The organism is Enterococcus sp. DIV1767, from assembly GCF_050542585.1.
Lineage (GTDB): Bacteria > Bacillota > Bacilli > Lactobacillales > Enterococcaceae > Enterococcus_D > Enterococcus_D innesii.
In genome coordinates this window covers 1752981-1776356 of record NZ_CP172936.1, presented here as the reverse complement: position 1 = coordinate 1776356, position 23376 = coordinate 1752981, and the positions used below count along the sequence as shown (strand labels likewise).

Sequence of the window (23376 nt, the reverse complement as noted above, 5' to 3'; positions counted from 1 at the left end):
GATTGAAGTGATGTTGTTAGACGGTATAACTTATATGCATGAACATACTACGATCGATCTTTCACGTTTGAAGAAAGATGATGATACGAACTTAAATTGTTTTGATGAGACTGTTTCAGAATACAAAAAATTGTATTCTAAGGGAGTTCGTAATATAGTAGACCTGACAAATATGGACATGAGAAGAAATCCCGAATATGTTCAGCAAGTATCTGAGCTATCTAAAATCAATATTGTCCAAGCAACAGGATTTTACCAAGATAAATTCTTACCCGAATTTGTGACGTCAGCTACGATTGAAGAGTTGACTGATTTTATGGTAAATGAGATAGAAAATGGAATAGCGGAAACCAGTATCAAAGCACAACTTATCGGTGAAATAGGGACAAGTAAAAACCATATGACTGAACGAGAAAGAAAAATATTTATCGCTGCTGTCCTCACTCAAAAACATTGTAATGTTCCTATATCGACTCACACAACATTGGGAACCTTTGGCCATGAACAAGTAAACTTTTTTAAAGAGCATGGGGCTGATTTAAATAAAGTGGTGATTGGACACGTGGATTTGACCGGTAATAGTGATTATATTTTAAGAATGTTAGATCAAGGGGTATATGTAGAATTTGACACGATTGGAAAAGAGAACTATCAACCAGATCTGCTAAGAATAGAGATGCTAAAAGAGATTGAAAAACGTGGTTATCAAGACAAAGTATTTCTTTCAATGGATATTACTCGAAAGTCAAATTTAGCATATCGAGGTGGAATAGGGTATTCTTATTTATTGGATACATTTGTTCCACTTGCACTTGAAAATGGTTTATCTGAGAATTTTATCGATAAAATGCTACGAGATAATCCAAGAATATTTATGAATTAGGAGCGAAATTATGGAGACATTCCCTTTAGAAAGTTTGTCGATAGAAGAAGCGACTCAAATGCAGTTTCGCTTTGTAGATGCTATAACCAGAAACTTCTCAGGTGAAGAAATTCTAACACGAGGGGATCTTGGTGTTGTAAAAGGGTTAAATCAGCCGAGGACTACTCAAAAAGTTGAAAAGGTTTTGGCAGATTTTTTTAATGCTGAGGCTGCGATGCTTGTACGCGGTTCTGGTACGAATGCCATCAGGTTAGCATTATATTCTCTTTTAGGAACTAACAAGACTTTAATGGTTCATGATGCACCAATCTATCCTACGTCAAAAGTATCGATTGAGATGTTAGGATTAAAAACAATTTTTGCTGATTATAATCATCTCGAGGAAGTCAAAGAAAAACTTTTAAATAATAAAGTAGACGGAATATTGATTCAAGTAACAAGACAAAAATTTGATGATTCCTATGATTTAAAATCATTGATTGCCTTTATCCGATCATTTGATAAAACTATCCAGATCATTACTGATGATAATTATTCGGCTCTAAAAACTAAGGGGTTAGGTTCCGAATTCGGTGCCAATCTATCTTGTTTCTCTACGTTCAAATTGCTTGGTCCTGAAGGTATTGGTTGTATTGTTGGTGAGAAAAAAGCGATTCAACGCCTGAAAAATGACAACTATTCTGGTGGCGGGCAGGTTCAAGGTCATGAAGCAATAGACGTTTTAAAAGGATTGATCTATGCACCGGTCTCATTGGCTATATCAGCAAAAGTAAGTGAAGAGGTTTGTGGTCGAATCAATCAACAAGAAATTGGAGGGATTGAAAAAGCATTTCTAATCAATGCTCAGTCGAAGGTAATTGTCGTCAAATTAAAAAAGCCAATTGCAAAAAAAGTCATTGAACAAGCAACAAGTTTTGGTGCCTTACCCAATCCAGTAGGAGCAGAATCAAAATATGAGTTCTCTCCACTTGTCTATCGGGTTTCTGGCACATTTAGAGCAGCTGATCCGGATGCTGAACAATTCATGATTCGTATAAATCCCAATCGATCAGGTGCAGACACGATCTTGCGTATTTTAAAACAGGCAATGGATGTTGTTGAAAAAGAGGTGTGAGTCTATGGGAGAAGAATTTTTAAAGAAAAAAGGAATCATTGTTAACTACTTAGCATCTGATCTTTTACAAAAGAAAAAGGGCGATCGAGTTCAAAGTGTTACGGAATATCAAAATAAATATAAAGTAGCCAGAGGGACTGTTCAAAATGCTTGGAGTTTTTTAAAAGAGATTGATGCAATAAAAGTTAAAAGTCACGGTCATATGGGTACATTTATAGAAGAAATTAATTATAATATTTTGCAAGAATATGCGTTATCAGATACGATTCTCGGTACAATGACCTTACCATATTCACGTCTATATGAGGGATTAGCAACAGGAATATATGAAGCCTTCAAAGAAAATAAAATTAAATTAAATCTTGCATATATTCGAGGATCAAAAGAGCGTGTTCGATCGATCTTGAATAAAACGTATCGTTTTGCAATTGTTTCAAAATTTGCGGCAAATCAAGCAATAAAAAATGGAGAGCCGATTGAAATCACATTGGACTTTGGACAACATACTTATCTTAGTGAGCATGTGTTGCTATTTAGGGACAAGAAAAAAAAGTCAATTGAAAAAGGGATGAAGATTGCTATTGACTATAGTTCAATTGACCAACAATTATTAACGAAAGCAGTCGTTAATGAGACACAAGTTGAATTTGTTGAAATGCAAGGGCATCAAATCGTATCTTCTTTACAAAATGGTAGTATTGATGCTGGGATCTGGAATTTTGATGAAATTAGAGATAAAAACCATCAAGGGCTCTATGCTGTTCCATTAGAAGGAAGTGAAATGGAGCAAGAAATGAGTACTTCCGTTATCATTACCCATACGGAAGAAACGTCTATGAAAGCATTCTTCCAAAAAAGCGTAGATAAAGAAAAAATTCTTACTATTCAAAAAGAGGTTTGTGAAGGGCGTTTAATTCCTCAGTATTGATTTCATTTATAGTTTTATACCAGGGCAGGCAATCAGGAAACCTAGTTTCTTATCCATTGCTTGATAGAATATGTTTTTGTGTTTTGAGTGAAATAGGGGGATTAGATGATTAGAGAAAAATTAGCAATATTACTAAGTTCAAAAGTAATCGATGAAAATACTTATGAGTATGTTTTGCGCGTATTAGATTATTTATTACAGCAAAAAATTATTGATAATGATAAAAAAGCGGATGTCTTTTTGACTCATCTAGCGATGGCAGACCAACGACGAAAGCAAAATGAGACGATAAATGACCTCGAATCTTTTATCAGTCAGGAAATCCAATCTGATCCAAAATTTCTTCACTCGAAAGAATTATGGCAGGATCTTCAAAGAATGACAAAAGGAAAGCAATTTGCTGAAGCTGAGCTTGATTACTTTTATCTTCATATCATCAATATGTTGAGGGAGGAATAACATGTTTTTGAATGTTACCATCCAAAGAAATCAAAAATTGGTTGACGCTGCAATCTCTCTCCATAAAGAAGGAAAAATACTTCCAGATACCTATGTCTTGGACCTTGATATGATTGAAAAAAATGCTGCAAGCTTAGCAGAAGATGCCAAGACACATGGAATAAACTTGTTTTATATGACCAAGCAATTTGGTCGCAACCCATTAGTTGCACAAAAGATCCATGATTCGGGAATCAAAAAAGCGGTGGTCGTGGATTATAAAGAAGCATTGATTCTTATGGAACAAAATCTACCATTAGGAAATGTGGGTCATTTAGTTCAAATACCACGGAATCTTTTAACTAGAATCATGAATTACGGAACTGATTATATCACGGTTTATTCTTTGGAGGCGTTACAACAAATCATTCAAGCAGCTGAAGAGCTTACTATAAAACAAAAGATTCTAGTAAAAATCATTGAATCTGATGATCAGATTTACGAGGGTCAATTTGGTGGATTTCATTTAAACGAGTTATCTTCAATTGTTGAATTAGTTAGACAAACAGACCATGTGACCATTGAAGGTGTGACCTCTTTTCCTTGTTTCTTATTTGATGGCGAATCGAAGTTATTACCTACCAATAATGTGAAAACGATCCAGCAAGCGAAAAAATTTTTTGAAGAGTTAGGGATCGTAATAAAAGAAGTGAATATTCCGTCAGCAACTTGTCACGAAACTATTCCTTTCATTAAAAAAATTGGGGGAACACAAGGCGAACCCGGACATGCACTTACTGGAACTACACCATTACATTCAAAGATGATGTTACCGGAACATCCAGCTATGGTTTATGTGAGCGAAATATCGCATAACTTAGATAATCATGCTTATTTTTATGGTGGTGGATATTATCGACGTGGACATCTTGACTCGGCCCTGATTGTAAGTTCGGAATCAGTTAAAAAAGACCGAGTTCGACCTTTTAGCAATGAAAATATTGATTATTATCTTTCAACAGAATCCACCCACCCTGTGGGAGCTACCGTTATCGCTGCATTTCGAACACAAATTTTTGTTACTAGAAGTGATGTAGCAGTTGTTTCAGGTATTCAAAGTGGCTCGCCAAAAGTCGAAGGTATATATGATAGCCTTGGAAATATAGTTAGAAGGTGAAAAAATGGGGAAATTTGTTGTTATCGTTTTAGATAGTTTTGGCGTTGGCGCAATGGATGATGTTAAGGAGGTTCGACCTAGAGATCTAGGAAGCAACACTGCTGCACATATCATTGCCTCCAATCCGTCAATTAATATACCAACGTTGGAAAGCTTAGGTTTGATGAATGCTCTTGGTTTTGAGATAAAAAATCATAAATTTTCACCGACAGCAAATTATGGCACAGCTGAGCTAGCACACTATGGAGCCGACTCATTCTTAGGACATCAAGAAATTATGGGCACAACACCTAAGATTCCATTGATTCAACCGTTCAATCAAAAAATCGATGAAGTCGAAGCTAATCTGATAAAGTATGGTCATCAAGTTCGAAGAGTGGGTGAAAGCGGGACACAGATTTTAGTTGTAGATGAACTTGCAACGGTCGGTGATAACTTGGAAACAGATTATGGACAAGTTTATAATGTTTCCGCTTGTCTGGATTTGATCTCCTTTAATGACTTGGCAAAAATTGGGCATGTTGTAAGGGAAGTAGTTGAGGTTTCTAGAGTCATTACTTTTGGTGGTGAAAACATAACATTAAAAGACTTACTCGGAGCAAGAAAAACAAGGAATGGAGAAATTGCAGGAGTAGATGCCCCACAATCTGGCGTATATAATACTGGTTATCAAGTCGTTCATCTTGGATATGGTATTAATAAAAATGTTCAAACTCCCACAATCTTAGATCATGCAAATATCCCAGTTTCTTTTTTGGGCAAAGTCGCTGATATTATACAGACGGATAGTAAACGCTTATTTCCAGGAGTTGATACAAATCGTCTTTTTGATGATTTGATCAATGAAGTGAAAACGCTTGATCATGGTTTTTTTGCGCTGAATATTCAAGAAACTGATTTGGCTGGTCATGCGGAAGATGTAAATCGTTATTCTAATCGTTTAGAAATTAGTGATAAACGAATCAAAGAATTGCTTCCATCCTTAAAAAGGGGGGATATCCTAATTGTTATGGCAGACCATGGGAACGATCCCACGATAGGGCACAGCAATCACACTCGAGAAAAGGTTCCCTTATTGCTTTATAGTCCAGGTATCCATAATAAATATTTAGGAAACAGACAAACCCTTGCAGATGTTGGCGCGACTGTAGCAGATTACTTTAACGTTTCGCCTCCTCAAAATGGTCAGTCATTTTTGCCAGAATTATTTATTAATTAAATGTAATGGCTCGATTAATGGTAGTAGAACCAAAATCGAGCCTTTTAAGGAGTTTATAACATGGAGCAGAATAAAGTTCAAGAGTATTCCAAGCGAACAAGTTTAGCAATGGCAAATTTTTACAACTCCGTCATTAAAGTATTTCCCAATTGCATAGAGAAAATCAGTTCCTCTTCTGGATATTATATTGGACTGAAAGATTCTATTGTTTTCACATCTTTCTTTATAGATTTTTTGGAGAAAAATGGCTTCCATCTTCACACGATTGACAAAGCAAGTCATAAAGGAAGAGGGATAGATATAGATTTAAGAAATCCAATTACTGGTGGTGTAATGACTGGTTCATCGAGTGGAACAGCTGTGAACGTTTTTTTAGGTATTAATGATGTTGGAATCGGCACGGACGGAGGTGGTTCAGTTTTAGCTCCAGCAGCAGCTTTAAACTTAGTTGGTTATATCCACCCGGAAGTGGGAAAGAAAATGCTCAGTTTAGAAAAAATGGTAAAATCTTCAACAGATGGCATATCCTTCACACCATCCATCGGACTTATTAGTCGTGAGATAGATCTCATAAAGCAATTAGCACAAATCTTTACTGATCATAAGAACCAAGAAAAGACAGTAATTGTTGCTGTAGACTCAGAAATAAATATGGATCTTTTATCAGTAGACATGGAGACTATGAAAATAATTACGAAGGATTTTTCCTATAAGTATCAAGAAAGTCGTAAAAAATTAATTGATGAAGTAGAACGATTGTTTTTAGATGTAGATATAATTATTTCGAAAGAAGGACCAATTGACATTTACGGTATTGGTGAAACACTCATCGGACATTTTGATGATCAGACGCGAGAAAATCAAATTGCTGGTAAAAAAGGATTTATTAGAGTTGTCAATATGTGTAATGCTATCGGGTTGATCGTTCCAACTACAAGTCTAGCTACTGGGTACTTAATAATCGGAAAGCCTCAATCAGGAATTGAGCAACAAATGTTTCATTTAGCAAATAAACTTATCGCCAAAGAAGATAGATTGCTGAAGAATTATTTTCTCGATCATCATTCTTATTTTGAACAAGGATACAATTTATAAAAGAGCTTTCGCTGGTGTTTTCTCAACGAGTTCTAGTCAATAAGATTTCATCAAACCATCGACATTTCTTTGTCTTTGGGTTTTTCGTTTAAAAAATGTTGACGGATTCCTCATAAACATAAAGGTCAAATGTTTTTTGTCACTTGAAAAGAAAAATCGGATTATAGAAAACTTCTCTTTGTTGCCAGATCAGAACGAATTATTTGACGAATTTACCGGTATTGAACATCTTGAGCTATACAAAATTATTTGGAAGTCATCAAAGAAGTTTGAAACCATCGTTGCTCTACTACAATTGGAAGACTATGCAAAAAACCGCGTAGCGACCTATTCATTAGGCATGCGTCAGCGGCTTTGTTTTGCGATGCAAGTAATTGGGGATACGTCATATATGTTCATGGACGAAGTGATGAACGGACTGGATCCTACCAATGTTTTATTGGTTTCGACTATTTTGCAGCAGCTGGCTGCAGAAGGAAAAGCGATCATGGTTTCTTCTCATATTTTGTATAATTTGGAGGAGATCTCTCAGCAGATCTTATTTCTGAAAGATGGGGTTATGTTTAAATACAATGATCCTAAAAAATCATTGATGGAAAAAATCAGGAGATTTATGTGAAGGGAAAAAGTATTGGTCATTGATCCTTTACTTTTGCTATTTGATATTATGTGGAAATTGAGATAAAGCACTGAATTTCGGAAACTTAATCAAGGTAATGTATGGAGCTTACTGGAAAGTAGGCTCCTTTATTTGGCGTTCATTAGGCATATCGTCCAACTCTAGTACCATATTATACCAAGCAACACCTGCATGTTGTGATTCTGACAGTCCTTCTAGTTGATAGCCGTGCTTTTCGTAATATGGAATCAATGATTCTAAACAAGTTAATGTGATTCCTTTTCTATTTTGAAGACGACATTGTTGTTCAAGGGCTGACAGTAGCTTACTACCAATCTGGCAGTTTTTATAATCAGGAGCGACAGCCAAGCTAAGAATACTTTGGTAGCCACCAAAAAGTTGATTAGGACAAGTACTTTCAAAGAGATCGTCATAGAGATAACGTTTAGAAATAATGGGCCCTACAACGTAGCCGATCGGACAATCCTTTTCATTTACTGCCACAATAAAACTGTCACTAATTGTATGTATTCGATCCATCATCGCTGGTCTAGATGCTGCTTCATTCGCTGTAAATCCTGCATTTTCAATCTGCATGATTTGATCAATATCCTCTTCTTTTGGTGGTCTGAAGAAAACGTTCATTCCATCACTCCTATCCTATTTAGGATTAGTTTATCATATAATGATCCTTTTAAAATCCGTCTTACGCGCTTCTATTTTATTTTTGCTTTTCTAACGTTTTTTACCATAAATGCGTTGACTTTTTCGCCGCATATTTGAGAAAGCCCGAAAGATAAATGGAAAAGTTGTTAGACAAAATACTGTTTACGGCTTTTTAAGTGCTTTTGCAGAAATGACTTTTTGTGAGGGAGTTGTGAGAAAAGTGTAAAAATTAAGACAAGTTATATCTGAATGCCTTGCCTTAAAGTCCACTTCAAGAAATATACTGAAACTACCATTACTTATGAAAGATGAAAGGAGCAATTCAATGAACAAATGGACAAAAGGACTTTTTCTGACAATGATTTTTCTAGCAGGATGCAGCAGTGATTCAATGAATGATGAGCCAGACATTGGTACAACGGAAACAAGTACTAGTGACACCGTTACGCAACAAATGAGAGAAGCAGGGATTGATGGGGAGGCCGATATTTTGATCGCCTACTTCACAAGACCAGAAAATTTAGAGCATGAACCAGCAGTCGAAGCGGTTTCTGGAAGTAGTTTTAATGTAATCGATGACACCTTAGTAGGAGATGTCCAAGTCATAGCAGAGATGATCGCTGAACAAACAGGAGGTGAGTTATTTTCGATTCAAACAGAAGTAGGTTACCCTAACGTTTACGATGAACATACAGCTTTTGCCACTAGAGAGCTGGAAGAAGATGCCCGACCAATATTGATGACTGACGTTGCCCAAATGACTGAAGTGGATGTTCTCTTTATAGGCTTTCCCGTTTGGTGGAACCGTGCCCCAAGAGCCGTGTTAACATTTCTTGAAGCCTATGATCTTACGGATAAACAAATCATTCTTTTTGTAACCCATGGGGGAAGTGGACTGACCAATAGTCAAAATGAACTTCAAACGTTGTATCCAGCGTATGACTTTCTTGAAGGCTTTGCAGCAAGAGCGGGAAGTGTTGAAGACGCTGAACCTGAAGTATTAGAGTGGCTAGATCATATGGGATTATAAAAAGAGCAACAATAAAGAATAAAAGAATTTCTTTAATTATAGAGGGAGCCTTGTTTAAAGGCTTCTTCTTTGTTTTATTTTTCTATGAGACTGTTAGACGTCTATTTGAGATATATGATATGATTAATCTAATGATTTAGCGTAAAAGCAAAGAATCTTATTTTCAGCTATAATACTCGTCGATTCAATAAAATTTTTTATTAAATTGCCGTCTTAACTTAGGGAAATTAAATATTATTCCATTTAGCTAAAATTGCGTACATAAAGATTGTTTTAGGGGGACTAAAAGTGGCTGTATTAAAATATGAAAAAATCAAACAAGATATTCTTCGAGATATTGAAGCTGGTAAATTTAAACCGGGGGACCGTATCTATTCAGAGGGAGACTTGAAAGCAAAATATGGGGTAAGTAATACAACCGTCATCAAAGTGATGAATGATCTGGTTGCACAAGGTTATCTCATTCGGAGACAAGGCGAAGGAACATTTGTACGAAAAAACATTCTAAATAAACGTGTTTTCTTTAGCGAAAATACACGCCCTTTGACTAATGATAAAAAAGAACCAATATCTGAAAAGACTGTCGTGGAAGCGGTAGATCTCATTCAACAAATAACGAATTCAGATATAGCAAAGATTTTACATGCTCCTTCGTTTGAAGAGACAAAAGTACCGTTTTTAAAACTAAGTCAAGTTGCATTTATTAATAATAAGCCGTGGAAACTTCAATTTAGATATGCACATATCACTGGACCGACAGATATTCCAATCGCTCAGCTGAAAAAGGGGTTGTCATTTACTAAAGTGCTAGAAGATTTAAACCAAATACCAGAATCAGAGAAAATGACAATCTCTGTATCTGACTTTGAATCGATCATAGATAATTTATCAGAGAAAGATCAGAAAATAATGAAAAGCTATTTTAAGAATAATCGACCAGCAGCTTTGTTTGTGAGGAATCGAATTGTTTATGATCGTTTTGAAAATGCTATTGAATATGACCAGGCATTTATTCATCCTGATTACTATAGTATTGATATTATTAATTAGTTAACAACTATATTTCAAAAGCATATAACTGACGTTATGTGCTTTTTTTTATTCCATTAAAGCAAAAATAATTGAAAACGCTTGCATCAAAGGCGAGAATATTATATACTGCAACCAGATAACACGTTAACGCTATAAGTTGCGAATGGAGGAAAAACATGCTTTCTAAAAGAATTGAACCTTTAAAGGAGAATTATCAAAAACTAGAAGTATTAGAATTAAGTGCGAAAGAAATTGATCAAGCGATTAATCAGTGTTTACAAAAAATTGATCAAAATATGGCTCTATTTGGAGAGAAATTTCCTGCACCTACCACTAAAAACCAAAATTACCAAGTTATTGATAACACAGAATGGACGACGGCTTTTTGGACAGGCATTTTATGGCTTGCATATGATATTACCAAGGAAAATAAGTATAAGGATTTAGCAGAAAAACATATGGAAAGCTTTACCAGAAGATTGTCTCAAAATATAGAAATCAATCATCATGATCTAGGTTTTCTTTATACTCTTTCTTGTGTCAGTTGTTACAAAATCACAGGCAATTCCCAAGCTAGAGAACTTTCCATTAGCGCAGCTGACAAACTCGTTGAGCGATTTCAAAATAAAGGGAAATTTATACAAGCTTGGGGAGATTTGGATGACTCTAAGGAATATCGTTTAATTGTTGACTGTCTCTTAAATTTACCATTATTGCATTGGTCATATGAGGAGACTGGTGACGCTATCTATAAATCTGTGGCCGAGAAACATTATAAGACTACCATTAAATATGCGATTCGAGAAAATGCTTCAGCATTTCATACTTATTATTTCGATCCCACAACAGGTCAGCCCCTATATGGTAAAACGAAGCAAGGATTTTCTGACGACTCCAGTTGGGCACGCGGTCAAAGTTGGTTGATTTATGGAATAGCATTAAATCAGCATTATTGTAGAAAGGAGGAAAATATAAAACTTTATGAAGCTGTAACGAATTACTTTTTAAATCGTTTGCCTAGTGATTTAATCTGTTTTTGGGATTTGATTTTTGAAGAGGGATCTGACCAACCTCGGGATACCTCTGCTAGTGCAATAGCCCTTTGTGGTATGAATGAAATGGAAAAATATCTAGCGGACAACCATCCTATGAAAGAGATGTATCACAACATCCAACAAGTTATGCTAAGAAATCTAATAAACCGTTACACAGAAAAAAAGGGCACAGGCGCTGTAGCGCTCATCAATGAAGGGGTCTATTCCTGGCATTCCGGAAAGGGTGTGAATGAAGGGAATATCTGGGGGGATTACTTCTATATGGAAGCACTGGTAAGACATAAAAAAAACTGGCAATTATTTTGGTAAAAATACTAAAGGAGGGAATCAAATGGCACAACCAAATATTAAAATGACACGAATTGATGAACGCTTGATACATGGTCAAGGTCAAATGTGGATCAAATCATTGGGTGTCAACTTATGTATCGTAGCTAACGATCAAGCCGCAAATGATCCATTTCAACAACAATTGATGAAAGCAGTGGCACAAAATGTGAGTATGCGCTTTTTCACGATTCAACAAACACGCGAAATCATTCATAAAGCCTCGCCTAAGCAAATGATTTTTATCGTTGTGGCTAATCCGCAGGATGCATTAGCACTTGTCAAAGGTGGTGTACCGATTAAGCTAATCAATGTGGGGAACATTCACAATGCGGTAGGAAAAACGAAAATATCCAACTATATTTTTATCGGTGAAGAAGATAAAAGAGCGTTAAAAGAATTAAAGGATACATTCCACATCAAGTTTGATACTCGTACCTCACCGATGGCTCCAGACGTTGATTCATTAAAACAACTCATGTCTCATCTTGAAAACGAATAGGAGAGAATAAAATGAATATATCAATTATGCAAGCTTTTTTACTGGCACTTATGGCAGGCGTTTGTTATTCGGGTCTATTGCTAGGCATTTTTACAAATCGTTGCATTGTCCTTTCCTTTTTTGTAGGGTTGATTCTCGGTGATGTTCAAACTGGATTAATGATGGGTGCCATTGGTGAACTTGCTTTTATGGGATTTGGCGTTGGCGCTGGGGGAACGGTCCCGCCTAATCCTTTAGGGCCAGGAGTGGTGGGGACCATAATGGCGATAACTTTGAAAGATCAAGGGGTCACTCCTGAAAGTGCCTTGGCATTATCTTATCCATTTGCAGTATTATTTCAAATTTGCCAGACACTCATTTATACAGTATGTGCTGGTTCATCCGAAGCTGCTAGAATTGCAGTGGAAAATGGTCGTTTCAAACGCTTTAAATGGTTTGCACATACAACATTCATTAGTTTTTTCTTTGTAGGATTCTTTATTGCATTACTTTCTGCTTTAAGTATGGAGCCTCTTAGAAGATTTGTCGAAATGATTCCGAATGAACTGGTTCAAGCACTGACTGTTGCTGGAGGCTTACTACCCGCAATCGGTTTTGCGATGATTCTATCTGTCATGGTTTCCAAAGACGTTATTCCTTACGTGATCTTAGGATATATTTGTATTGCGTATTTAGATTTACCTGTTATGGCGATTGCATTAGTAGGAGCAGTATTTGCAATGATCGATTACTATAATCAAGAAAAAAGACAAGAACTTTCAATGACTTTCGCTCAACAAGGAGGAATCGAAGAAGATGGAATCTAAAGAACAAAAACTAACGAAAAACGATTATTTTATAGCAACTATGCGCTCATACTTTCTCCAAAATGGCTTCAACTATAACACGTATCAAGGAACGGGTTATGCAAATATTATTTTTCCGGGATTAAAAAAGATCTATAAAGATGATCAGGAAGCATTAAAAAAAGCCACTATTGATAACTTGGAATTTTATAATGTCAATCCTCAGACAGTCCCCTTTGTTACTAGCTTACAATTAGCAATGCTTGATCACGGGGAAGATGTATCAAAAATTAGAAGTATAAAAATGGCATTAATGGGTCCCTTGGCAGGAATTGGGGATGCGATATCTCAATTTGGTGTAGCTCCGTTATTTTCAACGATTTTTGCAAGCATGGCGATTGCGGGTATTACTGCTAGCCCAATCATGTTTTTGGTTTGTATGATTGGCTTTAATCTGTTTCTTAAGTGTCTTTTAGGCTGGTTGGGTTATCGAATGGGCACAAGTGCAATTGAAATGCTCAGCCAAAAAATCAACCAAATCTCTCGGGCAGCGAATATTGTTGGTGTCACAGTTATCTCTGGTTTAGCGGTCAGCTTTGTAAAAGCTGAAATGGCTATAGAGTATGCAACGACGATCGAAGGCGAACAACAAGTAGTAGCGCTCCAAACAGTTTTTGACCAGATTTTACCTCGGCTCTTACCTGGATTAGTAACGATCATGGTTTATTATCTAATTAAAAAGAAAAATTGGAATGTTTATAAGTTACTCATTTTGTTGTTTGTTTTGGGTATTTTAGGGTCGCTGTCAGGTATCCTTGGATGACTGTTCATGTAGTTATTAGACCATAGTTCTATCAATTTTATCGTTATTCGGTTTTTATTCAATTCAATGACAGTTTCTTTATGTATATGATGACAAGAAGCCTCCGCCTAATGCAGAAAGGAAAAATATGAAAATACTTGCTTTATTTCTTGCCTCGTTTCTGTCACATTTGCTTATACTACCAATCAATGTTCACAGCACAACGATTGAACATAATTTATTATTGAACGGGGACTTTTCACAACAATCTGAGAATACGAATGGATGGCATGATTCAATTGGAGCAGATCACTGGCGCCTTTGGTTCCCTTCAGATATCCGTCCAAAAGTAAGAGTAACAGAAGAAAATAGCATTGAAATTTCTTCCAATCAAGTCAGTCGTGCAGCAGTTTTTCAAGAAGGTATACCTGTTCTTCCAAATACAGAATATCGCGCAATTGTCGAGGTGAAAACAACAGATATTTCTAATGTACTTGGTGGAAGAATAAGGGTTCAGTACATGGAAAATGGAACTCAAATATCTCTTTACTCAAGTGAAGCTGTTTCAGGAACTTCGGGATGGGAAAGCCTTGCAGTTACTTTTACGACTGGAGCAGATACGGAACAAGTAAAATTGGAGCTTTTTTTTGATAATACCTCGGGATTGATTGAATACAGAAATGCGCGTTTGTATGATCGCATATATGAAGAAATACAAGAGATTATCATTTCTCAAGAAGAGTTGCGTTTGCAAATTGGTGAACGCCAGTTAATCGAGCTTGAAACTTATCCCGAAGATTTTCCTCGGAAAAACCTAACTTTTTCTTCAAGTGATCCAAAGGTAGCTCAAGTAAATGAACGGGGGTATGTTACTGGTGTAGCATCAGGGACCAGCGAGATCATTATTAGCGATAAAAATGAAACTATTCAAGTAAGTATCCCCATTTTTGTTACAAAAGATAGACATGATAATGTACATCTTACATTAGATCAAATGCATATCATACCTCTTTTCCAACCACTTGAAGAATTAAATTTTTTTGTGGAAAACCAAGATTTATTAGAGGTTTTTGATGGGATTATTCTACCTAAAAAAGAGGGAACAACACGAATAAAAATAACCAATAAAAGTGATGAACTGATCGTTCTCGTTGATGTATCGATTGATAAAAGTGACCACAACAAATTTGATGACATGAGAACAAAGTGGCACGAAATGATTCTTGGAGCTAACTATTTTGATTCTGATGATTCGTTAATGATTGATAAGCAAAGATCAATGGATAGAACAGCCAACCTATTATGGGAAACATTGAATAAAGATGAAGATAAAGAGGATTTGTGGGATGAACAATCTGAATTGACATCATCAGCTAATTTGACAAGAAGTTTTAGAAATTTAACTACTTTAGCCCTGTCAGCAACAAATCCACATTCGGAAAACTACCTCAACAGAAAATTATTAGAGGATATTTTTTCAGGATTAGATTGGATGTACTCTTATAAGTATAATCTCTCTGTCCAAACGCACGGAAACTGGTGGGATTGGGAAATCGGTGTTCCTCGAGCTATCAATGACTTGGTTACTACTTTACATCCTTTTTTATCACAAGAACAAATTGGGGATTTTTTAAGACCGATTGACCGTTTTTTGCCAGACGTCAATTATAATAGGTATAGTGTAAATCCAGAACTTGCACTTGAAGCAACTGGAGCTAATCAAGTGGATAACACCCGAATAATACTAATTAAAAGCATCTTAGAAGAAAAGGATTCTGGTGTTAGTGAAGCGATAAGCGCATTAGAAAAAGTTTATCCTTTCGTAAACGAGGGTGATGGCTTTTATACTGATGGTTCGTTTTTACAACATGACAACGTTCCTTATATTGGTTCATATGGAAATGTTCTTCTTGATGGTATCTCACAGATATTCACAATGACTCAGTCAACAGACTATTTTCCAGATGATAATATAGTTAAGGTGATTGATTTCTGGATTCAAGAATCGATCGTTCCGTTTGTGCATAAAGGAAATATGATGGATATGGTCAGAGGAAGAGCTATCTCAAGAAGTCAAATGGAGAGTAATGTTGCTGGAGCTGAAATGACAAAAGCAATGATTCGTTTTGCAAGTATTTCAGAACTAACAAACAGCAATAGTTATTTTCAATTTGCGAAGCATTGGATAAAGGCAAATAGTGCGAATTTTGACTACTTAAATAGTTTATCAAGCTTTAGAGATATTGCACTAGCAAAAACAATATTATCTAATCCTGATATAGCGTCCGATAGTCCTTACACAACAAAACTTACAAATTTTGCGAATATGGATCGAATGACCTATTTTAATAAAGATTTTGATTTTATTTTTGGGTTAAGTATGTCCTCTAGTAGAATCAAACGATACGAAACAATGAATAATGAAAACCTTCAAGGATGGCATACGGGCGATGGAATGCTTTATCTATATAATGATGATCTAAATCAATTTAATCAAGATTTTTGGGCGACAGTTGATCCCTATAGATTGCCAGGTATTACTGTGGATAAGCAAGCTCGACTTGATCAAAGCGGTTACAGTGTAGCGGAAACAGACTTCGTAGGAGGTTCCACCGTTGATGATCGTTATGGTAGTTTTGTCATGGATTTTATCAATTATGAAAGAACGTTGACAGCTCAAAAGTCATGGTTCATCCTTGGTGACGAGCTTGTTGCTATTGGAAGTAATATAAACTTTCAGAATGACCGTATCATTGAAACAGTTATAGAGAATAGAAAGCTGAATGAGACGATTAATTACAGATTTTTTGTGAATAATGAACAGATTGATTTATCAAATGGACAACAAAGCTTTTCTAATGTTGAAAGTGTTTATTTCGAGGCATCTGATCCGCAACAATCTATCGGATATAAATTTATCAACCCTCAAGATTTAACTTTGATGATTGAAGAACGTACAGATAGTTGGAATCGGATAAATGGATCAGGGAGCACAGACCCGATTACGAGAAGCTACTTTACAATGTGGAAAACGCATATCCATCAAGAAGATGAGTACAACTATGCTATATATCCTAGTAGGGAACGAAATGAGTTCGAAAAAATTGAACCCGCTAAAATATTGCGCAATGATAAAAACATTCATGCAGTGCAGTCAAATAATGTAATTGGTATTAATGTCTATAATGAAACCGAAGTCGAAATCCTTGATATGAAATTTCAAACCCCGATGTCACTTACACGAGTGGACAGCGATGAAACGATTATACTTTCACATTCAGATCCTACAATGAAGCGTGCTCAAAAGGATTTGATTCATCTAAAAGACGATGGTTATCGTATTAAAGAAGCAGATAGTAATATTTCAGCGAAAAAAGTCACTTCTTTAGATGGTCTCGATTACTGGGAAATCGAAATTGACCCAACAGGTTCGAATGGTCAAAACAGCCAGATTCTATTTAACAAAAAGTAAAGAAAACCAAATAATAGCTTAACTTGATTGGCTATCATAATAGTGAGGCAAGTCTTTTTGTCCCTCTATTATTAATGTGCGAACAATTTTTTCATGTCATTCCATAAAACGATCCTCTTAAAATTCTGCAGTTTTATTCTTTTTTATTAGTATGATTCGCTGGAATAGCGATTCTTTGTTATTATTAGAAATGAATAGACCAAAAAGAAGGATGATTCTTTTCATTGCTAAGAGTTAAAATGTTGCAAAAAAGAGGAGGCGATTTAGTGGAATTTCGTTTATTAAAATATTTCTTCACGATTGCAGAGGAGGGAACGATCTCACAAGCCGCAGAAGTGCTCCACATCACCCAACCGACATTGAGCCGCCAATTAAAAGAATTAGAAGATGAATTAGGAACGGCTCTTTTCATTCGTGATAATCGTACAATGCTCTTAACGGAAGCCGGTCGTTTTTTAAAAAGCCGTGCCGAGGAGATATTGAGTCTAACGGATCAAACCATGCAAGAGTTTGAAGATCGTAAGAAACAGTTGTTTAGTGGTCATTTCACAATTGGCTGTGTCGAAGCAGATAATTCCGACACGCTTTCCTTGATGTTGGAAGAATTTATCAGTGACTTTCCAGATGTCCGCTTTCATATCCACAGTGGCACAGGAGATGATATCAACGAGCGTTTGGAGAAAGGCTTATTGGATTTGGCGATTTTGATCGAACCCATCGAAATCGAGAAATACGAAAAAATCGTTCTACCAAGAAAAGAAACTTGGGGCATACTAACATCGGCTGATTCTTTTCTCGCCCATAAAGAAGAGATTACACCAGAAGATATCAAAGGGGTGCCATTGCTAGTGTCAAGGCGTCCGGAAGTGCAGCAAATGTTCAGCCAATGGTCAAAAATACCAATAGAAGAATTACCGATCGTTGGAACATATAACTTGATTTTCAATGTCTTTTCCTTAGTAGAAAACCATGTTGGATCGGCGTTGACCATCAGCGGAGCAGTCGGAGAACGGAGGGATGAAACGATCAAATTTTTGCCTTTAGTCCCTCAAATCGAAACCAGCTGTGTCCTGGTGTGGAAAAGAAATCGTGTGATGTCGCCGGTTGTGACGGCGTTCATTGCCCGTTTTCGTGAAGCTTTTGAATAATTGCATCCTAAAAGCCAAAAGAAGTGGAGTAATCCGCTTCTTTTTTCTTCCACCTCTCCCTATGCTTCATAAGCATAAGGACTTTTTATAGAAAGCATTATTCAAAGGCTCCGCTTTGCCTTACTATTAAATATACCAAGAAGAGAAACCAAGGAGGTGACAAAATGCCGGCAATACTTGTGTATTCACGAGCAGGAGAGAATCTTATTGAAGGGCAGCGAAAAAAGCTGATAGTGGGAAATACTCGGGTTCTAGCAGAGAAAATAGCAGATAAATTACAATGTCCGCTTTATTCTCTTGAACCGGCTTATCCTTACCCTCAAAGCTACCAAGCAATGGTCGAGCTAGCAAAAAAAGAAAAAGCGGCTAATGATTTCCCCCTCTATCAAGAGGTATCGGCAGCGTTTTTTAAAGAACGGGTTTTGTTTATCGGTTTTCCAAATTGGTGGGGCACATACCCGATGATCCTAGCGAGTTTTTTAAAAGATCATCGATTGGAAGGGAAGAGTATTTTTCCGTTTTGTACTCATGAAGGCTCAGGATTTGGCAACAGCCTAGAAGACTTTAAAAAGACTTGTCCTGAAGCAACTGTTTATCCTGGATTAGCTGTTCGTGGTTCAAGAGTAGCTAAAGCGGATATAGCTATTCGAAATTGGTTAAATCAGCATTTTATTAAAATAGATGAAGGAGTCGATCGATATGGTAAAGAAACAAACAGCAGGAAGAGATAACTTAGGCAAATTTGCGCCGAAATTTGCGCAACTGAATGATGATGTATTATTTGGTGAAGTTTGGTCACGTGAGGTAGAATTGGCTCCTCATACGAGAAGTTTATTGACGATATCTGCCTTGATTTCCGGTGGCAATTTTGAACAGTTGCCCGCCCATTTAACGATTGGCAAGGAGAACGGGATCACTGTAGAGGAAATTGCAGAAGTAATCACTCATCTGGCTTTCTATGTTGGCTGGCCTAAAGCTTGGTCTGCTTTTAACATCGCCAAAACGGTTTATCAAGAAGAGCTAGCTGAATTGGGGGAAAAATAAATGTCAGAACTCGATGCAGCAAAAGAATCTGGAATCTTTTCACTGGGCAACACAAATGACGCCTATGCACAATATTTTAGCGGTCAGAGTTACTTGAATCCTTTAGTAGCTGATCCAGCGATTCCAGTCAACGTTGGCAATGTGACCTTTGAACCAGGTTGCCGCAACAATTGGCATCGGCATATCGATGGTGGGTATCAATTGTTGTTGGTGACTTCAGGAGAAGGCTGGTACCAAGAAGCAGGGAAGAAACCGCAAAAACTTACTGTTGGTGATGTTGTAGTCATCAAGGAAGGGATCAAACATTGGCATGGTGCAGCGAAAAATAGTTGGTTTGCCCATGTAGCGATTACTGCTGGTGCTTCAGAATGGTTAGAAGCAGTCAGTGATGAAGAATATGATCAGTTGCCTGACGCATAAAGGAGGAAAAAGGGATGAATCGAATCAAAGGAAAAGTCGTGATCATTACGGGTGCATCAAGCGGAATTGGTGAAGCAACAGCGTTACTTTTAGCAGAAAAAGGTGCCAAATTGGTTTTAGCTGCTCGGCGGAAAGAGAAACTAGCGGAGATTCTTACAACAATACGTGAGAAAAATGGAGAGGCTGTCTATAAGGAAACCGATGTGACCAAACCAGCGGATAATCAAGCGCTGATCGACTATGCAAAAGAGATCTATGGGAAAATCGATGTGATTTTCTTAAATGCGGGCATTATGCCTAGTTCTCCTTTGTCTGCTTTAAAAACAGAGGAGTGGGATCAAATGATCGATATCAATATCAAAGGGGTATTGCATGGTCTAGCTGCTGTTCTGCCAGATTTTATTTCCCAAAAATCTGGACAGGTGATCGCAACCTCTTCCGTAGCCGGATTAAAAGCATATCCGAACGCAGCAGTTTATGGGGCTACAAAATGGGCTGTGCGTAATCTAATGGAAGTTCTGCGGATGGAGTCGGCACAAGAAGGAACAAACATTCGAACTGCCACCATCTATCCAGCAGCGATCAATACTGAATTATTAGACACGATCACAGATGAAACAGCAGCCAAAGGTATGAACGCATTATACAAAGAACATGGAATATCACCCGATCGAGTAGCCAATATCGTGGCTTTTGCAATCAACCAGCCAGAAGATGTCAATGTGAATGAATTTACCGTCGGGCCAACCTCCCAACCTTGGTAAATACGTAGGAGAAAATAAGCTTCCGCTTGCATAACCAATACGCGAGTGGGAGCTTATTTTTATTTAGCCAAGATAAAATTCAATCAACGTTTTTGCAATTAGTTTCGTCATGGAATGACCTTTAGTAAAGCTTGAAGCTAAATAAATCGTCCGCGATAAGGGAATGTCCGTTAGTGAATGCAGAACAAAAGGTGCCTCATCTTCATAACCCCAAGTAATTTTAGGAAAGAACGTGATTGCTAGTTCTTTCGCTCTAGCGGATTATTTTTCTCGGAATTGTACCAATGAGACTGAAAAAAGGCTCCACATGCTGTTGACGATCATCGCTACGCTGGACGATACGTGCATTTTTTACCGCAGCAATCAAGAGGTACTGACACTGGTTCAGCAACTCGCACAAAAAGCCAATCAACAAGCGTTGCCGAATCCAGCATTTCTGGCACTAGCAGCCTTCTGCCAGTCAGAAAATGTATCTCCCGGAGGCAGTGCGGATCTGTTGGCTGCCAGCTTCTTTTTATTGTCCATCAACTCGATTTTACCCATAAAAGAAGGGGAGACCGTTTATCAATAACTCTTTTCCTTAGAAGAAAGGCAACGATTCTTCTAAGGATTTTTTTGTTTCATTTTTTTACTCGTTTAAGAAAAATAAAACCTCTTGCTATTTGCATAGTTTAATGATTAGATAATTCTTAGGCACTACTGAAATGCTTCGTTGCTTCATTGCAACGAAAAAAAGGAGTTACAGATGAAATATTATAATGCTTTTCTTCAAAATCTTGTGTTGCGGCGCTGGACGGTCTTGTTTATGCTTGCGGGCATTCTTTTTTTGTTTCGCAGTATGATGACCATTCTTTTGCTGACCTTTATCTTTACGTATTTGATTTATCGGCTGGTTCTTTTGCTCCATCGAAAAAGCCGACTGCCCATCAAGCTTACGAGCATCCTGACCTACAGCTTGATTGTTTTTATTCTTTATTTAGTAGCAACAAATTATGTTCCCATCATCATCAAACAATCCGTCCAATTAGTCAATTCCGTTGCTGATTTCTACCAACGGACAGACTCCAATAATGAATTGATTGAATATGTCTTAAATTTATTGCAAACCAGTGAATATATTCAGAAATTACAAAGCGGCGTTTTAGTCGTGATCAATTATCTGTATAATTTCGGTGAACTGGCATTGACGGTGCTGATCTCATTTCTGCTTAGTTTCTTCTTTATGATCGATAACAAAAAAACCGTTGCGTTTTCTCAGCTGTTTTTGCAAGGGCGAGGGGCGTGGTTCTTTGAAGATGTTTACTATTTAGGAGCTAAGTTTACGCGGGCTTTCGGAAATGTGATTGAGACGCAGTTGGTGATCGCCTTAGTTAATACAGCAATCACTGTCTTCGCCTTAGCGGTGATGGGCTTTCCGCAACTATTGAGTTTGGCGTTGATGATTTTCTTTCTCAGCTTGATTCCTGTTGCTGGTGTGATCATCTCGTGTATTCCATTAACGTTTATTGCCTATTCTATCGGCGGATTTAATGATGTGATCTACATTTTACTGATCATTGTGTTTGTTCATGCGTTGGAATCCTATATCTTAAATCCCCGCTTGATGGCCAATAAAACAGAGATCCCGATGTTTTACACGTTTATTCTCCTGTATCTTAGCGAACATCTCTTTGGCTTGTGGGGCTTGATCATCGGGATCCCATTGTTCACTTTCTTTTTAGATTTAATGAATGTGAAAGAGATTCCGCGATTGCGTAAAAAATCCGATGACACCTTGCAGGACCAATAAAAATGATTGCTGTAAAGGATGCCAATTGATAGAAAAAACCATCTCTGCCGATGAAAGGCGAGATGGTTTTTTTATTTCGCCGCAATTTTTTTCGTAAAGGAGACAAAGCAGATTGCTGAAAAGGGGCTTTGAAACCTGCCTGTTGCTGAATACCCTAACGAGTGATAAAAGTGAACCAGCTTGGGTTCTTGCAGGATCGTATGTAAACGAATCGTATCTGTTTGTACGTTCCTTTCAATCAAGGTCATTGCTTGTCTACCGATCCCGCGGTTCTCGTAGGAGGGAAGAAGGGCGATGGAGGATAGCTTCGTCGTATGTTCCTGCTCAACCGTCAGTTTTATAAAGCCCACGTTTTTTCGAGCGGTCATGATTATATAATAAGTGGTATTCGACGCAGAAAACTTTGCGTTTAGCTTCTCGAAACTTTGTAAATAGGGAGAAGTTTCTTTGTCTTGATAACGGAGAAAGAGAGATTTGAAGGCAGCTTTTTGTATCAAGTAGATTGAAAGCAAATCGGAAAGCTTCGCTTCTTTAAGCTGAATGGGCATGCACACCTCCATAAAAAATCAGACATCATTTATTGAAAGACAATGATTCGGCTTAGCAGATCCTGATGGAAAAGCCATCGATTAGCAGTCTTTCATTGGCTCGTTTCTGTTTTGATCCTTCCCTCAACCACAGGTTCAAAAACGAAGAGATCCGCTGGGGTTCGTGCCGTCGTTGTTTTATTGAAAAAGATCATTTATCTATGTCACTAAGTCGTCATAGGTTTGACCGGTAGCGATTGCATAAACGGAAAGCAAAAAGACGAGTGCTGCTGCCAGCACGTAAAAAATACGGAGGCGATAGCCGTCACCTGTCCGGCGATTTTTTACAAAAGTAAAAACCGTCACAGCTAGATAAGCGAAGGTCAAAAAACAAATAAGATACGTTATAATTTCTGGAGTCATAAGCGTTTTCCTTTCTTTTTTATTTGTATAAAAATATACTCAATAAATATAATATAACCATTTCGATACCGTCAAAGAAAGCGCTCAATTTTTGATAAAAAAACTGACCGAGTGGCA

The 23376-nt window shown here is 37.2% G+C and carries 24 protein-coding genes and 2 pseudogenes; 22 read left to right on the top strand and 4 right to left on the bottom strand.

Annotated elements, in window-relative coordinates; all coding sequences use genetic code 11:
• Positions 1-10: 10 nt before the first annotated feature.
• From IGI78_RS08580 to IGI78_RS08545, 8 genes are all read left to right on the top strand, one after another.
• Complete coding sequence (locus IGI78_RS08580) at positions 11-883, top strand: phosphotriesterase family protein (protein WP_074535918.1); 873 nt, start codon at positions 11-13, stop codon at positions 881-883.
• A 10-nt stretch (positions 884-893) separates the two neighbouring features.
• Positions 894-1997, top strand: coding sequence for an aminotransferase class V-fold PLP-dependent enzyme (locus IGI78_RS08575; protein ID WP_086292347.1), 1104 nt, complete (start codon positions 894-896; stop codon positions 1995-1997).
• Positions 1998-2001: 4 nt separating this feature from the next.
• Positions 2002-2925 (top strand): GntR family transcriptional regulator YhfZ, encoded by a 924-nt coding sequence (gene yhfZ, locus IGI78_RS08570; RefSeq protein WP_010748296.1) that lies wholly within the window; start codon positions 2002-2004, stop codon positions 2923-2925.
• Between the two features lie 105 nt (positions 2926-3030).
• Complete coding sequence (locus IGI78_RS08565) at positions 3031-3384, top strand: PRD domain-containing protein (RefSeq protein ID WP_010748297.1); 354 nt, start codon at positions 3031-3033, stop codon at positions 3382-3384.
• Position 3385: 1 nt separating this feature from the next.
• Entirely contained in the window at positions 3386-4540 is a 1155-nt protein-coding gene (locus tag IGI78_RS08560) for a YhfX family PLP-dependent enzyme (RefSeq protein WP_086292349.1), read from the top strand.
• Positions 4541-4544: 4 nt separating this feature from the next.
• Positions 4545-5759, top strand: coding sequence for a phosphopentomutase (locus IGI78_RS08555; protein WP_086292350.1), 1215 nt, complete (start codon positions 4545-4547; stop codon positions 5757-5759).
• A gap of 60 nt (positions 5760-5819) precedes the next feature.
• The gene (locus IGI78_RS08550; RefSeq protein ID WP_086292351.1) at positions 5820-6854 is read left to right on the top strand and encodes an amidase family protein; all 1035 of its coding nucleotides are present in this window, start codon (positions 5820-5822) and stop codon (positions 6852-6854) included.
• 181 nt (positions 6855-7035) lie between these two features.
• Positions 7036-7473 (top strand): ATP-binding cassette domain-containing protein, encoded by a 438-nt coding sequence (locus IGI78_RS08545; protein WP_242595924.1) that lies wholly within the window; start codon positions 7036-7038, stop codon positions 7471-7473.
• Between the two features lie 108 nt (positions 7474-7581).
• Here the strand turns inward: IGI78_RS08545 and IGI78_RS08540 are convergent, their stop codons facing one another.
• Positions 7582-8118 (bottom strand): GNAT family N-acetyltransferase, encoded by a 537-nt coding sequence (locus tag IGI78_RS08540; protein ID WP_195265102.1) that lies wholly within the window; start codon positions 8116-8118, stop codon positions 7582-7584.
• 346 nt (positions 8119-8464) lie between these two features.
• Here IGI78_RS08540 and IGI78_RS08535 point away from each other — a divergent pair, with 346 nt between their 5' ends.
• The 12 genes from IGI78_RS08535 to IGI78_RS08480 all read left to right on the top strand — a co-directional run bounded on the left by IGI78_RS08535 (position 8465) and on the right by IGI78_RS08480 (position 20520).
• Positions 8465-9169: a flavodoxin gene (locus IGI78_RS08535; RefSeq protein ID WP_195265104.1), complete on the top strand. Its 705-nt coding sequence runs from the start codon at positions 8465-8467 to the stop codon at positions 9167-9169.
• Between the two features lie 288 nt (positions 9170-9457).
• Entirely contained in the window at positions 9458-10219 is a 762-nt protein-coding gene (locus IGI78_RS08530; protein WP_086292354.1) for a GntR family transcriptional regulator, read from the top strand.
• A gap of 158 nt (positions 10220-10377) precedes the next feature.
• Positions 10378-11565, top strand: a complete 1188-nt coding sequence (locus IGI78_RS08525) for a glycoside hydrolase family 88 protein (protein ID WP_086292355.1) — start codon at positions 10378-10380, stop codon at positions 11563-11565.
• A 22-nt stretch (positions 11566-11587) separates the two neighbouring features.
• Positions 11588-12085, top strand: a complete 498-nt coding sequence (locus IGI78_RS08520; protein ID WP_195265106.1) for a PTS sugar transporter subunit IIB — start codon at positions 11588-11590, stop codon at positions 12083-12085.
• Between the two features lie 11 nt (positions 12086-12096).
• Positions 12097-12891, top strand: a complete 795-nt coding sequence (locus IGI78_RS08515) for a PTS mannose/fructose/sorbose/N-acetylgalactosamine transporter subunit IIC (protein ID WP_086292357.1) — start codon at positions 12097-12099, stop codon at positions 12889-12891.
• Positions 12881-13693, top strand: a complete 813-nt coding sequence (locus IGI78_RS08510) for a PTS system mannose/fructose/sorbose family transporter subunit IID (RefSeq protein ID WP_086292358.1) — start codon at positions 12881-12883, stop codon at positions 13691-13693. The genes IGI78_RS08515 and IGI78_RS08510 overlap by 11 nt, the downstream gene beginning before the upstream one ends.
• 127 nt (positions 13694-13820) lie before the next feature.
• Complete coding sequence (locus IGI78_RS08505; protein ID WP_195265108.1) at positions 13821-17144, top strand: polysaccharide lyase family 8 super-sandwich domain-containing protein; 3324 nt, start codon at positions 13821-13823, stop codon at positions 17142-17144.
• A 266-nt stretch (positions 17145-17410) separates the two neighbouring features.
• Entirely contained in the window at positions 17411-18292 is an 882-nt protein-coding gene (locus IGI78_RS08500; protein ID WP_170924093.1) for a LysR family transcriptional regulator, read from the top strand.
• Positions 18293-18456: 164 nt separating this feature from the next.
• Entirely contained in the window at positions 18457-19023 is a 567-nt protein-coding gene (locus IGI78_RS08495; RefSeq protein WP_077453315.1) for a flavodoxin, read from the top strand.
• On the top strand, positions 18992-19336 hold the full coding sequence (locus IGI78_RS08490) for a carboxymuconolactone decarboxylase family protein (protein WP_086292361.1): 345 nt from the start codon (positions 18992-18994) through the stop codon (positions 19334-19336). Before IGI78_RS08495 ends, IGI78_RS08490 begins: the two co-directional genes overlap by 32 nt.
• Complete coding sequence (locus IGI78_RS08485) at positions 19337-19756, top strand: cupin domain-containing protein (protein ID WP_086292362.1); 420 nt, start codon at positions 19337-19339, stop codon at positions 19754-19756.
• 14 nt (positions 19757-19770) lie between these two features.
• A complete protein-coding gene (locus IGI78_RS08480; protein WP_086292363.1) occupies positions 19771-20520 on the top strand; it encodes an SDR family oxidoreductase in 750 nt (249 codons plus the stop codon).
• A 63-nt stretch (positions 20521-20583) separates the two neighbouring features.
• On the opposite strand, the pseudogene IGI78_RS08475 reads toward IGI78_RS08480, so the two are convergent.
• Positions 20584-20763: pseudogene (locus IGI78_RS08475) on the bottom strand (LysR family transcriptional regulator); the annotation flags it as partial.
• On the opposite strand from IGI78_RS08475, the gene IGI78_RS08470 reads away from it, so the two are divergent.
• Positions 20753-21091: a triphosphoribosyl-dephospho-CoA synthase gene (locus tag IGI78_RS08470; protein WP_254907616.1), complete on the top strand. Its 339-nt coding sequence runs from the start codon at positions 20753-20755 to the stop codon at positions 21089-21091. The pseudogene IGI78_RS08475 and the gene IGI78_RS08470 sit on opposite strands and share 11 nt — an antisense overlap.
• A gap of 174 nt (positions 21092-21265) precedes the next feature.
• Positions 21266-22309, top strand: coding sequence for an AI-2E family transporter (locus tag IGI78_RS08465; RefSeq protein WP_086292364.1), 1044 nt, complete (start codon positions 21266-21268; stop codon positions 22307-22309).
• Between the two features lie 71 nt (positions 22310-22380).
• On the opposite strand, the gene IGI78_RS08460 is transcribed toward IGI78_RS08465, so the two are convergent.
• Both IGI78_RS08460 and IGI78_RS08455 read right to left on the bottom strand, forming a co-directional pair.
• Positions 22381-22857, bottom strand: a complete 477-nt coding sequence (locus IGI78_RS08460; RefSeq protein WP_368256571.1) for a GNAT family N-acetyltransferase — start codon at positions 22855-22857, stop codon at positions 22381-22383.
• Between the two features lie 198 nt (positions 22858-23055).
• A pseudogene (locus tag IGI78_RS08455) lies at positions 23056-23280 on the bottom strand (hypothetical protein); the annotation flags it as partial.
• Between the last annotated feature and the right edge of the window lie 96 nt (positions 23281-23376).